The organism is Pseudoxanthomonas sp. CCNWLW251, assembly GCF_037402255.1.
GTDB lineage: Bacteria > Pseudomonadota > Gammaproteobacteria > Xanthomonadales > Xanthomonadaceae > Pseudoxanthomonas_A.
Genome location: NZ_JBBEGA010000002.1, coordinates 300,160 through 315,054, shown reverse-complemented (window position 1 = coordinate 315,054; position 14,895 = coordinate 300,160). Strand labels below are relative to the sequence as shown.

At 67.1% G+C, this 14,895-nt stretch carries 14 protein-coding genes and 1 pseudogene; 12 read left to right on the top strand and 3 right to left on the bottom strand.

The features are described from left to right. Positions 1-157: 157 nt before the first annotated feature. The 7 genes from folP to WBN46_RS08355 all read left to right on the top strand — a co-directional run bounded on the left by folP (position 158) and on the right by WBN46_RS08355 (position 6,388). Positions 158-1,057: a dihydropteroate synthase gene (gene folP, locus WBN46_RS08385; RefSeq protein ID WP_337731131.1), complete on the top strand. Its 900-nt coding sequence runs from the start codon at positions 158-160 to the stop codon at positions 1,055-1,057. A 57-nt stretch (positions 1,058-1,114) separates the two neighbouring features. Continuing rightward, positions 1,115-2,065 (top strand): tRNA (adenosine(37)-N6)-dimethylallyltransferase MiaA, encoded by a 951-nt coding sequence (gene miaA / locus WBN46_RS08380; protein ID WP_337731130.1) that lies wholly within the window; start codon positions 1,115-1,117, stop codon positions 2,063-2,065. A gap of 173 nt (positions 2,066-2,238) precedes the next feature. Continuing rightward, on the top strand, positions 2,239-2,517 hold the full coding sequence (gene hfq / locus WBN46_RS08375; protein WP_062355623.1) for an RNA chaperone Hfq: 279 nt from the start codon (positions 2,239-2,241) through the stop codon (positions 2,515-2,517). 34 nt (positions 2,518-2,551) lie between these two features. Beyond that, positions 2,552-3,892: a ribosome rescue GTPase HflX gene (gene hflX / locus WBN46_RS08370; protein WP_337731129.1), complete on the top strand. Its 1,341-nt coding sequence runs from the start codon at positions 2,552-2,554 to the stop codon at positions 3,890-3,892. A 234-nt stretch (positions 3,893-4,126) separates the two neighbouring features. Further along, complete coding sequence (gene hflK / locus WBN46_RS08365) at positions 4,127-5,251, top strand: FtsH protease activity modulator HflK (protein WP_337731128.1); 1,125 nt, start codon at positions 4,127-4,129, stop codon at positions 5,249-5,251. Next, the gene (gene hflC, locus WBN46_RS08360) at positions 5,248-6,111 is read left to right on the top strand and encodes a protease modulator HflC (RefSeq protein ID WP_337731127.1); all 864 of its coding nucleotides are present in this window, start codon (positions 5,248-5,250) and stop codon (positions 6,109-6,111) included. The genes hflK and hflC overlap by 4 nt, the downstream gene beginning before the upstream one ends. Positions 6,112-6,202: 91 nt before the next feature. Further along, positions 6,203-6,388 carry a DUF2065 family protein gene (locus WBN46_RS08355; RefSeq protein WP_192201544.1) on the top strand — a complete coding sequence of 62 codons (186 nt, stop codon included), beginning with the start codon at positions 6,203-6,205 and terminating at the stop codon, positions 6,386-6,388. A 27-nt stretch (positions 6,389-6,415) separates the two neighbouring features. On the opposite strand, the gene WBN46_RS08350 is transcribed toward WBN46_RS08355, so the two are convergent. Further along, positions 6,416-6,538: a hypothetical protein gene (locus tag WBN46_RS08350; RefSeq protein WP_337731126.1), complete on the bottom strand. Its 123-nt coding sequence runs from the start codon at positions 6,536-6,538 to the stop codon at positions 6,416-6,418. Between the two features lie 171 nt (positions 6,539-6,709). Then, positions 6,710-7,030, bottom strand: a pseudogene (locus WBN46_RS08345) (DUF559 domain-containing protein); the annotation flags it as partial. 454 nt (positions 7,031-7,484) lie between these two features. Between WBN46_RS08345 and WBN46_RS08340 the strand changes: the two are divergent. From WBN46_RS08340 to WBN46_RS08320, 5 genes are all read left to right on the top strand, one after another. Beyond that, positions 7,485-8,777 carry an adenylosuccinate synthase gene (locus WBN46_RS08340; RefSeq protein ID WP_192201543.1) on the top strand — a complete coding sequence of 431 codons (1,293 nt, stop codon included), beginning with the start codon at positions 7,485-7,487 and terminating at the stop codon, positions 8,775-8,777. 343 nt (positions 8,778-9,120) lie between these two features. Continuing rightward, positions 9,121-9,441, top strand: a complete 321-nt coding sequence (locus WBN46_RS08335) for a hypothetical protein (protein WP_225590998.1) — start codon at positions 9,121-9,123, stop codon at positions 9,439-9,441. 288 nt (positions 9,442-9,729) lie between these two features. Further along, a complete protein-coding gene (locus WBN46_RS08330; RefSeq protein ID WP_337731125.1) occupies positions 9,730-10,035 on the top strand; it encodes a hypothetical protein in 306 nt (101 codons plus the stop codon). 569 nt (positions 10,036-10,604) lie between these two features. Further along, entirely contained in the window at positions 10,605-11,096 is a 492-nt protein-coding gene (locus tag WBN46_RS08325) for a hypothetical protein (RefSeq protein WP_337731124.1), read from the top strand. A 166-nt stretch (positions 11,097-11,262) separates the two neighbouring features. Then, complete coding sequence (locus WBN46_RS08320; protein WP_337731123.1) at positions 11,263-11,583, top strand: hypothetical protein; 321 nt, start codon at positions 11,263-11,265, stop codon at positions 11,581-11,583. A gap of 305 nt (positions 11,584-11,888) precedes the next feature. Here WBN46_RS08320 and WBN46_RS08315 read toward each other — a convergent pair whose 3' ends face one another. Continuing rightward, complete coding sequence (locus WBN46_RS08315) at positions 11,889-14,759, bottom strand: FG-GAP-like repeat-containing protein (RefSeq protein WP_337731122.1); 2,871 nt, start codon at positions 14,757-14,759, stop codon at positions 11,889-11,891. Positions 14,760-14,895: the final 136 nt, after the last annotated feature.

Here is a 14,895-nt window from a genome sequence, read left to right as displayed (position 1 = left end):
AGGCCTGGCCATGCCAGGCCTTCGTCGTTCCGGTCTGGCGGAAGCGACGCGAGGCGCGATGCTTCCTCGTGCCGCGTCCGTCACGGTGGGCGGCGACTGGCGTCGCTCCCACAACGGAGTGCGCTCTACAATGCGTGCAGCACATCGGGAGAAGCGCATGTTCGACACCGTCCCCCAGCTCGACTGCGCCGGCCGCATCCTCCGGCTCGACCGCCCGCAGGTGATGGGCATCGTCAACGTCACCCCGGATTCGTTTTCCGATGGCGGCGCGCATGACACGACGGAAGCGGCTGTCGCGCACGCGTTGAAACTGGTGGAAGAGGGCGCGGACCTGCTGGACATCGGGGGCGAATCCACGCGCCCGGGCGCGGACGAGGTGGCGCTGGAGGAGGAACTGCGCCGCGTGATACCGGTGATCGCACGGCTTGCCGCGCAGGTCGCGGTGCCGATCAGCGTCGACACCTCCAAACCGGACGTGATGCGCGCCGCCGTGCAGGCCGGTGCGGGCATGATCAACGACGTCTACGGCCTGCGCCGCGACGGTGCGCTCGACACCGCCGCGACGCTCGGCGTACCGGTGGTCCTGATGCACATGCAGGGCGAGCCGCGTTCGATGCAGGCCGCAGCGCAATACGACGACGTCATCGGCGAGGTACACCGGTTCCTCGCCGAGCGCATCTTCGCGGCCGAAATGGCCGGCATCGCCAAGAAGCACATCATCATCGATCCCGGCTTCGGTTTCGGCAAGGACACCCCGCACAACCTGCAGTTGCTGGCGCAGCTGGACCGCTTCGTCGAGCTCGGCGTGCCGGTGCTGGCGGGCCTGTCGCGGAAGCGCAGCATCGGGCAGCTCACCGGCCGTGATGCGCCGGCTGATCGCGTGGCCGGATCGGTGGCCGCGCACCTGATCGCCGTGCAGCGCGGCGCGGCCATCGTGCGCGTGCACGACGTGGCCGCCACGGTGGATGCGTTGAAGATATGGAATGCCGTCGCCGCCATCCCGGCGCCCCGCAAGCCGACCGCCGCGCCGACGATCCGCTGGCCCGACGACGAGTAGAGGGCCGGCCCAGCCGCCACGCCGGGCTGCGTGGCGGACGGATGCGACAATACCCGCATGCCGCTCGATGCCCGTCCCCTCGCCATCGCCATCATGGGCCCGACCGCGTCGGGCAAGACCGCGTTCGCGCTGGAAGTGGCGCAACGTTTCGGTGGCGAGATCGTCAGCGTGGATTCGGCGCTGGTCTACCGGGGCCTCGACATCGGTGCGGCCAAACCCACGGTGGAAGAGCGGGCGCGCGTGCCGCATCACCTGCTGGACGTGCGCGACCCGTGGCAGGCGTATTCGGCGGCCGAGTTCGCGCAGGAGGCACGCGTCGGGCTGGACGGCATCGCGTCGCGCGGGCGATTGCCGATCCTCGCCGGCGGCACCGGCCTCTATTTCCAGGCCCTGCTCGAAGGGCTGGCCGCCATGCCGGCGGCGGATGCCGCATTGCGCGCCGAGATCACCGCGGAAGCGCAGGCGCAGGGTTGGCCGGCCCTGCATGCGGCGCTGGCCCGGGTCGATCCCGCCGCCGCCGCGCGCATCCATGCCACCGATCCGCAGCGCATCCAGCGTGCGCTGGAGGTGTACCGCCTCACCGGCAAGCCCATCAGCCAATGGCAGCGCGAAGCACGCGGCATGCGCCTGCCGTTCCGCGTGCTGAAGCTGGTACTCGCACCGGCCGATCGCACCGTGCTGCATGAGCGCATCGCGCGCCGCTTCGACCTGATGCTCGAACAAGGCTTTCTCGACGAAGTCCACCGCCTGCGCGCACTGCCCGGCATGCAGGCCGTCGCCGTCCCCCTCGACCTGCCGGCAGTGCGCGCCGTGGGCTATCGCCAGGCGTGGGAGTATCTCGACGGCCAGGGCGATGCGGCGGCGTTCCGTGAGCGCGCCATCGCCGCCACCCGCCAGCTCGCCAAGCGCCAGCTGACCTGGTTGCGCGGAGAACGGGACGCGCGCTGGTTCGATCCGGCCATCGATCGCGCCCGCCTGGACGATGCACTGGCCCTGTTCCTGCCGTGATCGTGGGCCGTTTGGGTCACATTGTCCGGAATTGGGACCCGTTGCCTGACTTGGCAACGCCCCGCCGGGCCGATGTTGTGTAACATCGGGGCTCCGGGACGACAGGGGAGCTGTTCGTCGGCCCGGCACGGCACCACATACCTAACTATAAGAACGCAAGGCGGGAGTACGTCATGTCCAAGGGGCAATCCCTGCAGGATCCTTTCCTGAATGCACTGCGGCGCGAGCGCGTCCCGGTGTCGGTCTACCTGGTCAACGGCATCAAGCTGCAGGGCACCATCGAATCCTTCGACCAGTTCGTGGTCCTGCTGCGCAACACGGTCAGCCAGATGGTCTACAAGCACGCCATTTCCACCGTGGTGCCGGCGCGCAACGTGCGCGTGGGACCGGGCGGGGGCTACGTGCAGCAGGGTGACGAAGACGCCGAAGGCGGCGACGACGAAACCGCGTGATAATGCGTGCCTCCAGTGAAGAGGCACGACCCCATTGTTTGAAAGATCCCGCAAGGGCGAGCATGCGCTGCTGATCCAGCCGCATGCCGGCGGCCGTCCCGACGACGGCCTCACCGAGGAATTCAGCGACCTGGCCCGCTCGGCCGGCGCCACCATCGCCGCGCTGCTCACCGCGCGCATCGACCGCCCCAATCCCTCCACGCTGATCGGCAGCGGCAAGCTGGAAGAAGTGAAGGCCGCCGCCGATGCCACCGGCGCCGATCTCATCCTGGTCAACTTCCCGCTGTCTCCGGGCCAGGAACGCAACCTCGAAAAATTCCTCGAGCGACGCGTGCTGGACCGCACCGGGCTGATCCTGGACATCTTCGCGCAGCGCGCGCGCAGCCATGAAGGCAAGCTGCAGGTCGAACTGGCACAGCTGCGCCACATGGCCACGCGCCTGGTGCGTGGCTGGACCCACCTCGAGCGCCAGCGCGGCGGTTCCATCGGCCTGCGTGGCCCCGGCGAAACCCAGCTGGAAACCGACCGCCGCCTGCTGCAGAAGCGGGTCGAGCAGTTGCAGAAGCGGCTGGAGAAAGTCGAGGTGCAGCGCACCCAGATGCGCCGCGCCCGCGTGCGCAGCGAACTGCCGCGCGTGGCGCTGGTGGGCTACACCAACGCCGGCAAGTCCACCCTGTTCAACATGCTGACCGGCGCGGAGGCCTACGCGGCCGACCAGCTGTTCGCCACGCTGGACCCCACCGTGCGCCGCATCGACCTGCCCGGAGGTGCGGTGGTGCTGGCCGATACCGTGGGTTTCGTGCGCGACCTGCCGCATGAACTGGTCGCCGCCTTCCGCTCCACCCTGAGCGAGGCGCGCGAAGCCGACCTGCTGCTGCACGTCATCGACGCCGCCGATCCGCACCGCGAAGAGCGCATCGCGCAGGTCGACGAGGTGCTGCAGGAAATCGGCGCCGGCGACCTGCCGCAGATGCTGGTGTTCAACAAGATCGACCGCATCGAAGGCGCCGAACCGCGCCACGACCAGCCAGACCCCGGCGTGGACGAAGGCGACGCCCCCAGTGCCGGCATGGGCCGCGAGCGGGTATGGCTGTCGGCGCGCGATGGCGCGGGCATCGATCTGCTGCGCGGCGCGCTGGCGCAGCGGCTGGGCTTCCAGCGCGTGCGTGGTGAACTGCACCTGCCGGCGAACTCGGCGCGCCTGCGCTCGCGCCTGCACGCACTCGGCGCGGTGCTCGCGGAGGACTTCGAGGAGAACGGCTGGCGCGTCACCCTCGACCTGGCCCTGGCCGACGCGCAGCGCCTGGCCTCGCAGGCCGGCGGGCATCCGCTGGAGGCGCTGCTGCCGAAGATGGAGCGGGAGGAGTGGCAGTAGGGATTGCCTGCTTTCTGTAGGAGCGACGTCAGTCGCGACCGCACGGCCGGATCGGCAGGATCATTCGTCATGGCCGGGACGTGTCCCGGTCGCGACTCACGTCGCTCCTACAAAGGCCCGAATCCGGGGCGCGCATGACCTCCCGGCCTTGCCTCCGGGCCCGGTCGCCCCTATCTAGTAGAATCGAAACCTGCGCCGGCCCCGGCCGCGCGAATCTTTCAATACGGAGTGGGCATGGCCTGGAACACCCCTGGCAGTGGCGGCGGCGGATCTGGCAACAACGGCAACCGGAACAACAGCTGGAAGCCGCGCAACCGGCAGGGCGGCGGCATCGGCGACGTGGTCGAACGCCTGCGCGGCCTGTTCGGCGGCGCTGGCGGCGGCAATCCGCTGCGCTGGGTGCTGCTGGGCGTGGGCATCCTGGTGCTGTTCTCCAGCTTCCAGCTGATCGGCGAGCAGGACCGTGGCGTGGTACTGCGCTTCGGCCAGTACAACCGCACCATGCAGCCCGGCCCGAACTTCAAGTTCCCCTGGCCCATCGAAAGCGTCACCAAGGTCAACGCCACCGGCGTGCGCACCTTCAGCAACAGCCTGCCGGTGCTGACCCGCGACGAGAACATCATCACCGTGTCGTTCAACGTGCAGTACCGCGTGGGCGATCCCAAGCTGTTCCTGTTCGGCACCACCGACGCCACCCGCGTGCTGGAGCAGACCGCGCAGAGCGCCGTACGTGAAGTGATCGGCCGTTCCGATCTGGACGCGGCGCTCAACAATCGCGGCCCCTTGTCCGCCACCGCCGGCACGGCGCTTCAGGCCTCGCTGGAGGCCTACCGCACTGGCCTGGTCGTCACCGAACTGAGCCTGCAGGACGCCCGCCCGCCGGAAGCCGTCAAGCCGGCGTTCGACGAGGTCAACAGCGCACAGCAGGAAAACGAGCGCGTGGTCAGCCAGGCGCGTGCCTATGCGGCCAAGATCGTCCCCGAGGCGCGCGGCGATTCGCAGCAGATCCGTACCCAGGCCGAAGGCTACAAGACCGCCGCCATCGCCCGCGCCACCGGTGACGCGACCCGCTTCAGCCTGTTGCTGGACGAGTACCGCAACGCGCCAGAGGTCACCCGCAAGCGGCTGTGGCTGGATACCGTGCAGCAGGTGCTCGCCGACAACCGCAAGGTGATCGGCGGCGACAGCCGCCAGCTGATCTACGTGCCCATGGGCAATGCCGCCGGCTCGTCCGCCGGCCAGCTGCCCACGGGCGTGATTCCCACCGAAATGATGCCGCCCGTGGAAAGCACCCCGTCCAGTTCCCGCAATGCGGTGCGCTCACCGCGCCCGGCCGGCCGTGAGGAGGCGCAGCCATGAAGACTTCATTGATCGTCGGCATCGCCGTGGCCGTACTGCTGGGCCTGATGGGCTCGGTCTACGTGGTGCGCGAAGGGCAGGTGGGCCTGGTGCTCAACCTGGGTCGCGTGGTGCGCAGCGAGATCGGCCCCGGCCTGCACTTCAAGCTGCCGCTGGTGGAAACCGCGCGCGTGTTCGATCGCCGCTTCACCGCCAACGAGTTCCCGCCGGAACGCTCGCTGACCTCCGAGCGCAAGGACGTCAGCGTCGACTTCATCGCCATCGGCTTCATCGTCAACGCGGCCGATTTCTACCGTGCCACCGGCGGCCAGGCCGACCTGGCCACCGAGCGCCTGGCGCCCATCATCAAGGAATCGCTGCGCAACGAGATCAACTCGCGCACGCTCACCCAGCTGGTGTCGGGCAACCGCAACGAGCTGATCGAGAAGCAGCTGCCGGCGATCAATGCCGGTGCCAAGAACCTGGGCATGCAGGTGGTGGACATCCGCTTCAAGCAGATCGATCTGCCGACCGACAGCGAAGTCATCGACCAGGTCTACAACCGCATGCGCGCCGAACGCTCCCAGGTGGCCAGCGCCCTGCGCGCGCAGGGCGCCGAGCAGGCGCGGATCGTGCGGGCGCAGGCCGACCGCGACGTGGCGGTGTTGCTGGCCGAAGCCGAGCGCGATGCGCAGAAGCTGCGCGGTGAAGGCGATGCCGAAGCGGCCCGCCTCTACGGCGTGGCCGCCAACCGCGACCCGGCGTTCTACGCCTTCCAGCGCAGCCTGGAGGCCTACCGGGCCTCGTTCAAGGACGGGCAGGGCGTGATCGTGCTGGACAAGGACGACCCCTTCCTCCAGTACATGCGCAGCGATCGCTGAGCCTCCTTCACCGGCCGCCCCAGGGCGGCCGGTGCCGTTTCAGCCCTGTTCTCCATCGCCCCGCCGTCACGGCGGCGCCGGGACTTCCCCCATGTCCGAACTCTGGTCCGCTCTGTGCCTGGTCGCCATCCTCGAAGGCCTGGTGCTGTTCGCCATTCCCGCGGGATGGAAGCGCGCCGTGGTGCAACTGCTGCAGATGTCCGACGGCCAGGTGCGCGCGGTCGGCGGCTTCATCCTGATCTTCGGGCTGACGTTCTTGTGGGTGTTGAAGCGCTGAGGAGTCGCTTGCGACGCGGCATTCGCGTCAGCGGATCGGAAAGCGCCCCTCATCCGCCTTCGGCACCTTCTCCCCGCTTCGCAGGGAGAAGGGGGCAATCATCGCTTCGCTCTTTCCTTCTGCTGGTTTTGCAATGGAACGGGCCGTCACGGTTTAGCTCTTTCCTTCTCCCCGCTTCGCAGGGAGAAGGGAGCAATCACGGCTTCGCTCCTTCCTTCTACTGGTTTCGCAGTGGAAGGGAGCCGTTACGGCATCGCTCTTTCCTTCTCCCCGCCTGCGGGGAGAAGGTGCCGAAGGCGGATGAGGGGCGAGCGCGGTGGCGATTGTGGCCAGTACCGCTTCCGTGTCGCGCAATACGTCATCGTTCCAGAACCTCAGCACCCGGAACCCCTGCGTTTCCAGGAAGCTCGTGCGCGCGTCGTCGTGACGCTGTTGGGTCAAATGCTGGCTGCCATCCAGCTCCACGATGAGGCGCCCCTCCACGCAGGCGAAGTCCGCAAAGTAGGGACCTATCCGATGCTGCCGGCGGAACTTCCACCCCGACAGGCGCCGGTCACGCAGGGGTTGCCACAGCACGCGTTCCGCCTCGGTCTGGTCGCGTCGTAGCTGACGCTGGCGCGCGTGGTCTGTTTTCCTTCGCATGATGTTGCCTCCTGTGGGAGGCAGCATCGGTCCACGGCGGGCCTTGACGATATCCGGAAGTGCCGCGTCGGCGGATCGGAAAGCGCCCCTCATCCGGCCTTCGGCCACCTTCTCCCCGCAGGCGGGGAGAAGGAAACGCCAAGCGCCCGCTCCTCCCCTTCTCCCTGCGAAGCGGGGAGAAGGTGGCCGAAGGCCGGATGAGGGGCCGCTCTTGGCGCGATTCCTGAACCCGCAGCACGGCCCCCCGGCAGGGTAGCCCCCGTCCCCCTAAACCCGGATAATGCACAAAAGCCGGACGGGCTCCCTGCGTGGGAAGACCGCCGGCTTTTTCCGTGTCTGGGCCCGGCGTGGCGGGCGGCTCCCCGATGGAGCCTGCCGGCAGCAACGGCGCCTTGGACCAGCACGACCCTTCCGGTGGCCCCGATGGCCGCCAACAATCGAGGAGTTACCCGTCATGGGTCAGTCAGTCGTCGTTCTCGGCGCCCAGTGGGGCGATGAAGGCAAGGGCAAGATCGTCGATCTGCTCACCGAGGAAATCGGAGCCGTCGTCCGTTTCCAGGGCGGCCACAATGCCGGCCACACGCTGGTCATCGGGGGCAAGAAGACCGTCCTGCACCTGATTCCCTCCGGCATCCTGCGCCCCGACGCGCTGTGCCTGATCGGCAACGGCGTGGTGCTGTCGCCGGCCGCGCTGATCAAGGAAATCGACGAACTGGAGTCGGCCGGCGTGGAAGTGCGTTCGCGCCTGAAGATCTCCCCGGCCACGCCGCTGATCATGCCGTACCACATCGCCCTCGATCAGGCGCGCGAGAAGGCAGCCGGCGGCAAGGCCATCGGCACCACCGGCCGCGGCATCGGTCCGGCGTACGAAGACAAGGTGGCGCGTCGCGGCATCCGCGTGGCCGACCTGCATTACCCCAAGCAGCTGGAAGAACTGCTGCGCACCGCGCTGGACTACCACAACTTCGTGCTGACCAAGTACCTGGGCGTGGACGCGGTCGACTTCCAGAAGACCTACGACGAAGCGCTCGCCTTCGGCGAATACGTGCAGCCGATGAAGTCCGACGTGGCCGGCATCCTGCACGACCTGCGCAAGCAGGGTAAGCGCGTGCTGTTCGAAGGCGCGCAGGGCGCGCTGCTCGACATCGACCACGGCACCTATCCCTACGTCACCAGTTCCAACACCACCGTCGGCGGCGCGTTCGCGGGCACCGGCGTGGGTGCGGACGCGATCGACTATGTGCTGGGCATCTGCAAGGCCTACGCCACGCGCGTGGGCGGCGGTCCGTTCCCGACCGAGCTGGACGACGAAGTGGGGCAGGGCATCCGCGACCGTGGCCAGGAATACGGCGCCTCCACCGGCCGTCCGCGCCGCTGCGGCTGGATGGACATCGTCGCGCTGAAGCGCGCCGTGGCCATCAATGGCATCTCCGGCCTGTGCATCACCAAGCTGGACGTGCTGGACGGCATGAAGACGCTGAAGATCTGCATCGCGTACGAATACCGCGGCAAGCGTACCGAGTACGCGCCGCTGGATGCGGGCGGTTGGGAAGAGTGCACGCCGGTGTACCTGGAATTCCCGGGCTGGGACGAGAACACCCATGGCGTCACCGAGTGGGACAAGCTGCCGCCGGCCGCGCGTGCCTACCTGCGCGCACTGGAAGAACTGTCCGGCTGCCCGCTCGCCATCGTCAGCACCGGCCCCGACCGCGACCACACCATGGTGCTGCAGGACCCGTTCGCCTGAGGGATTCTCCCCGCAAGGCGGGGGCACGCTTTTCCTTCTCCCCGCGAGGCGGGAGCCTGCCTTTCCTTCTCCCCGCAAGCGGGGCGCATGCTTCTCCTTCTCTCCGCAAGCGGGGCGCATGCTTCTCCTTCTCCCCGCAAGCGGGGAGAAGGTGCCGAAGGCGGATGAGGGGCAAGCGCGATCCATCACCTCACCAGGAAAGCCCCGCCCACGCGGGGCTTTTTTCTTGCGCGCCCCGCATTCCGGCACACGGCTTGCATCGCGGTCATCACCCTAAATAGCGGCCGCCCGTGGCCGTTAGTAGCAACAGATGTCACCCGCAATTGTTGGAGCCCCCACCCCCATGCATCGCACTGCTGCCCACGCCTCCGTCATCAATGGCCCCTGGCAGGCCTCCGCCCCCAAGGCGGCGGCCCCGCGCGCGCCCGAGCGCCGCAAATCCACCGCGGCGCAGGATGCCGCCGACCTGCGCGCCGGCCTCACGCCCGCGCAGTTGATGACGCTGGAAGCGCTGGAAATCTTCCAGTGGCGCCTGGCCTTCGTGCGCCGCCCGCTGTTCTGCGCGCCCATCCCGGTATTGTTCGATCGTGACGCAACGCGTCACGTGGTGATCGAAGAAGACGGCACCCTCAACGAAACCCCCACGCTCGTCCTGCGCGCCTGACGGCTGCATATCCTTCTCCCCGCGGGCGGGGTGAAGACGATCTGCTTGCGCGGCATGCCGCGCGATCGTCGGAACGCCGGGCGTGCTTCGCCCGGCCGGGGTGGGTGCCCGAAGGGCGGATGAGGGGCAAGCGAGACTTTCCCGCGCCAGCCAACCCCCTTCCCTGAACGCTCTCTCCGCGACACAACGCGGTCCTCACGTTCCCTTGAGCCCGGCCGATAGAAGGTAAAGCGGCCGCCACAGCGGCATGCGCATTCCCGTTCCACGCCATCAGGAGCCCCCCACCGGATGACGGATCCCCATCGCCCCCGCGACACCCCCGACCCGGACACCCCGGGCACGTCTCCCCGCACGCCGGAGCGCCGCAAGGGCGCGCCGAAGATGGACGACGCCACGCTGCTGGCCGGCCTCACCCCGCAGCAGCAGGCCACCATCCACACGATGGAAACCTTCCACTGGCGCCTGAAGTTCATCCGCCGCCCCCTCTTCAAGATCCCCATCCCCATACTGTTCAACCGCGAGGGTGATCGCTACGTGGTGGTCAACGAGGATGGGACGATTGATGAGCAGCCGGCGTTGAAGTTGAGGGATTGAGGCAATCCCGAACCATTCGCGCGCAAGACCCGCTTTTCCTTCTCCCCGTGAAACGGGGAGAAGGTGCCGAAGGCGGATGAGGGGCGCTCTTGCTTCAGCCCATCCTTGATCTTCCCGAGCTCAAGCGAGCCCCCAAGCGCTTTTTCCCGCCACATCACGCCCGGGGTGAGGCCGCAGTCGTAGCATCCCCGTCTCTCTTCTCACAAGAACCCCCATCGTTGACCCTTTTTCGGTCTTTCTTCTCTCACTAACGGTCAACGTTCCGTCTTTTTTGGTGTTTCTTCTCACACAAAGATCCAACGTTGGATCTTTTCCGGTCTCTCTTCTCTCACTAAGGTCCAACGTTCCCCCTTTTCCGGTGTTTCTTCTCACACAAACATCCAGCGTTCCCTCTTTTTCGTCCAACGCTGGATCTTTTTCGGTATCGCGCCACGCTTTTTCGCCAAATCGTCCTGCGGAGTGTGAGAACTACTCCATTAGCGCTGCCGCGCATCGCAACGCGGGTGCGCAGCGGTAGGCTGCCTGTGCCGGCCGGACCCGGCCGGTACAACCCGAAAGGACGCAAGCACATGACGCAGAACCGCATCAGCATGACGTTCGAGGCCGAGCGCCTGGAACGTATCGACAGCGCGTTGACCGCCCTCGAAACCGACCTCGACCTCCTGATCGCCCTCACCGTCGAAGAGCGCTCCGACCTGGTGAAGATGGGCAACAAATCGCGCGCCTTCTGCACCAGCGCCCTGGCCGTCGCCGAACAACATGCCGGCCTGATGCCGCGTGACTTCAACTACGACGCCTTTCGCCAAGACCATGCCGCCCTCGAAGCGCTGCGCCCGCGCGCGGCGCGGCTCGCCCATCTCATGCAACGCGTATCCGACACCGAACTCGCCCTCGGCAGCGACCTGATGGCTGCCTCGCTGGAGGTCTACGGCGTCATCAAGGTGGCCGGCAAGGACAAGGGCGTGGACGAAGCCCGCCGCGAACTCTCGCAGCGCTTCGTCCGCAGGAACCGCACCGCCTCGCCCGACGAACCCGTCGGCTCGAGCGGCAGCAACGGCTGACACACAGCCCGCCCGGAAAACAGAAGGCCCCGCACCGCGGGGCCTTTTCATGTGCGGTCGAGCAAGCGCACATCCACGTGATAAAACCCCGTCACCGCACTCACGCCAGGAGCCTGCATGCCCGTCTACATGATCCTCAGCTGGGTCTTCATCGTGGCCGGACTGGTTGTACAGCATCGTCGCGCTGGTGTTGCAGTGGCGCGCATGGCGCCGCTTCCGCCACGTCAGCTTCGGACTGCTGACCATCTCCACCGCGACCGCCCTCATCAACCAGGGGCTGATGGCCATCCCCTACGTACGCACCCTCGACGCAACCGCATTGGCCTCGCTGATGGCACTGGCCGCCATCCCGTTCGCCCACGCCCTGGTGCTGGGCGTGTGGGGAACGTGGTCGTTGTTCCGTGCTTATGGGCGTGTGGTGGAGGAGAACGCACGATTGCGTGAGGCGTTGGGGCAGGAGGGTGAGGGAGGAGGGGGGATGAGCTGATGCCTTGCCTGTCCTCCCACGTCGCACGCCGCCATTAGACACACCGCTGTCGTACCGGTCGCGAGGTGGTGGCTGGCCACCTCGGCGGAACAGCGAAGCCACGGCGCCCAGCGCCAGCGTGACCGTGGCGTCGCCGGTGTCATCGAACGGGGCGGCGAATCGCAGTACCAGAGGGGGCGCGTTACCCACAGCGCGGCGCTGCTCCTGGTCAGTTGAGCCGCATGCGGGCCCGGGAACATCGGTTACCCCGCGGATCGGATCGCCGGACCGCCGTCAGTGGAGACACCGCAGACGCAACGCGACGCTCAACGACGCAGCCATGACGTCCGCGTGAGCAAGAACCATGCTGCGCCGCTGAAGATGCCCAGTGCACCCAATAGCATCAACCATACGATCACCCTGCGCGCATGCCACGCACGGCTGGCATCGCTGCTCCCGCGCACGGTGGCGCCAGCCCTCGAATGTGGGATGGGTCCTTCGGTGATAACGGGTCGCGAAGAACTGCCTTCGCCCGGGTTCGCCTGACCCTGCGTGATCGCGCCGTGGATGGCGAGCGACCCCCAACCGGGAACCAGCGGTTGCGAGCCGTTCTGGCGAATCATGCAGTTGCGTCCTTCCAGGACGATCAACCCATAGTTGCGATCAGCCATCGCAACGTCGCGGCATCCATCGCCATTGAGGTCGCCCACCACCAGCGCAGGCATCTGCGGGTGGGAAGATTGCTCGACTTCGTACTTGATCTCGACATCCAGCCCGCCCATCGGCTTCTGCTGCATGTAGCCAATGGAACTCCACCCGCCGTGGATGACCAGCAGATCATCGCGTCCGTCATTGTTCATATCGGCGCTGATCAGTTCGTTTGGCACATCGAAGGCAGGCCAGGCGCCGATCTCGACGAAGTTGCCGTCCTGCTCCTGCCTGAAGTGCGCATACCTTGCGGACGGCGTGTTGGCCGTGTACGACACGATCGCATCCTTCCGGCCATCGCCATCAAAGTCGCCGAACGCATAGCCCGGGCCCCAAGAGAGGGATTCGGCGGGATGCCAGCGCCGCACCGCCCCGAAGCCGGATGCACCCTGGTGCAGTGTCACTTCAAAGCCGCCGCGGTAATAACCGGCGATGATGTCGGTCCAGGAGCTGGTGAGGTCGAGCAACCCGTCGTTGTTGATATCGGCGGCACGCAGCGCGCCCCAGCTCGCACCCGCAGGGCGCACGCGGAAGTCCTGTCGTGGGAAGGCGCCGCTGCCGTTGCCGTAGTAGACCAGCAGGCCGACCTGGTCGGTGTGACTGGTGCCGCCCTCGCTCCTGCCGCCGCTGAGTGTCACGACATCGAGGCGGCCATCCCGATCCACATCGAGCACCGTGAGGCCGTGGGCCGCCTGTGCGCCCGGCGTTTGGGAGGCGTAGCCGAGGCCGGACCCCAGGCCCGAGGGTGAGCCCAGGAACACCGTGATGCCGGTGAGCGTGCCGACCACCACGTCCTCGAATCCATCACCATTGAAGTCGCCCGTGTCCAGTCCGCTGCCCGTGCGTCCACCAATTGCGTCGCCCGGAAAGGGATAACCCAGCGGTGCCGCCAGCGTGCCATCCGGCTTCTGCACGAACAGCCACACGTGGAAGTCCTTGGCCGGCTCCGCGTACGGCCCCGACCAGCTCGAGGTCGTCAGCAGAGCGTCCTGCCGACCATCGCCGGTGATGTCGCCGATCGCCACGTGCCTGACGTAACTGCCGATGCCGTAGATCTTCTGCGGCGCGAATGCGTCCAGGCCGAGCGGTGTGCGGGCCGTCGGTATCGGCGTGACCTTGCGGATGCGTCCATTTCTGGTGTCGGCGATGTACAGGTGGTCCTGTTCATCGATGGCGAGCGCTTCCGGTTCGTGCAGCAGCGCGTCGAGCGCGGGACCGCCGTCGCCCTGGAAACCGAAAGGCGCGCCTATCACTATCCCGCCTGAGTCGTTCAGTCTGACCACCGCATCGTCGATGATGCCGTCGGGGTTGATGGTGCGCACCAGGTTGTTTCGCAGTGCGACATAGGCATTGCCGCGAGCATCCACGGCAATGCCCGTGGGTGAGTGGATGCGGGAGTTCCGCGCCACCGGGTCGACCCGGAAGGGGCCATTGCCGGCGATCGTCGAGATAGTCCCGTCGAGCGCGATGCGTCGGATCCTGTCGTTGTTGTCGACGATGTAAAGCCGGCCGCTGCGATCGAAGGCCAGCGCCTCCGGGTTGCCGAGGCGGGCCGCGATGGCGGGTCCGCCATCACCCGTCGAACCGTACTCGCCGATGCCCGCCACCAGTTGAAGGCTGCCCGACGGGTTCACTTTCCAGATCCGCAACTGGTCAATCACATGGACCTGCCCGGATGGACTTACCGCCAGGCGCGTGGGGAACGACAGGCCTGCGGAGGCGAGGGTGCTGATGACGCCGTTGGGTGCCACTTTGCGGATCCGACCGTTCCCGCCGTCGGCGATGTAAAGGTTGCCCGCTGCATCGACCGCGATGCCACGCACATCGATGGCGGCCGAGGTCGCTGGCTTTCCATCGCCGTCGTACATCTGCTGACCGTTACCGGCCACCGTGGTGATGATGCCGTTTGTGCCGATCCTGCGCACCGTGAACCCATAGCGTTCGGCGACGAAGACATTGCCGGAACGGTCCACCGCAACGGCGACGGGCTCTTGCAGCCGGGCCTGCGTCGCCAGTCCACCGTCACCGTTGCCCGATATCGGGTTGCCGCCGCCGGCGATGGTGGTGATGGTGGGTTCGGCGTGCGCGGAGCTCCACAACAGGCATGCCAGGCAGGTGAGCCAACCCCGCAGTAGCGCGACGCGCGCCGTTGAGGTTCCGTGAGTCTGTCCCATGAGCTGACGCCTCCTTGCCGACAAGGTGATGCTGCATGTGTGCCGGCGCTGCGCCAGCCATGGGCCCCGTCGAAGGCGGCGCCATTCCCTGGGCTCATCATGCCTCACATTGGGACGCGACGCGACGCGGGGGCGTCCCCCGTATGCGCTGGACAGGGCGCTGCACCAAGCCCCCACCATACGGATGCAGAGTGTGTCCGACGCACTCCGTACAGGCAGATCGGGCCTGCGGTGTGAGTGGTACTGGACGTAAATACGCTTACGTGCATTCACGGCTTCCCAAGGTGCATTGCCGGGTAGTAGTTTTTCCGGCATGGGGTGTCCCACCGGGGTGGTGGACGCAAGGACTCTGGCCTGCAAGGGGCTGGAATGGAGCGGAGTAGATGGAAGCTGGTCGTATGCGTTGGGCTGGGGAAGAGCAGGGATTCGTTTCAAATCCTTTCCGATGTTC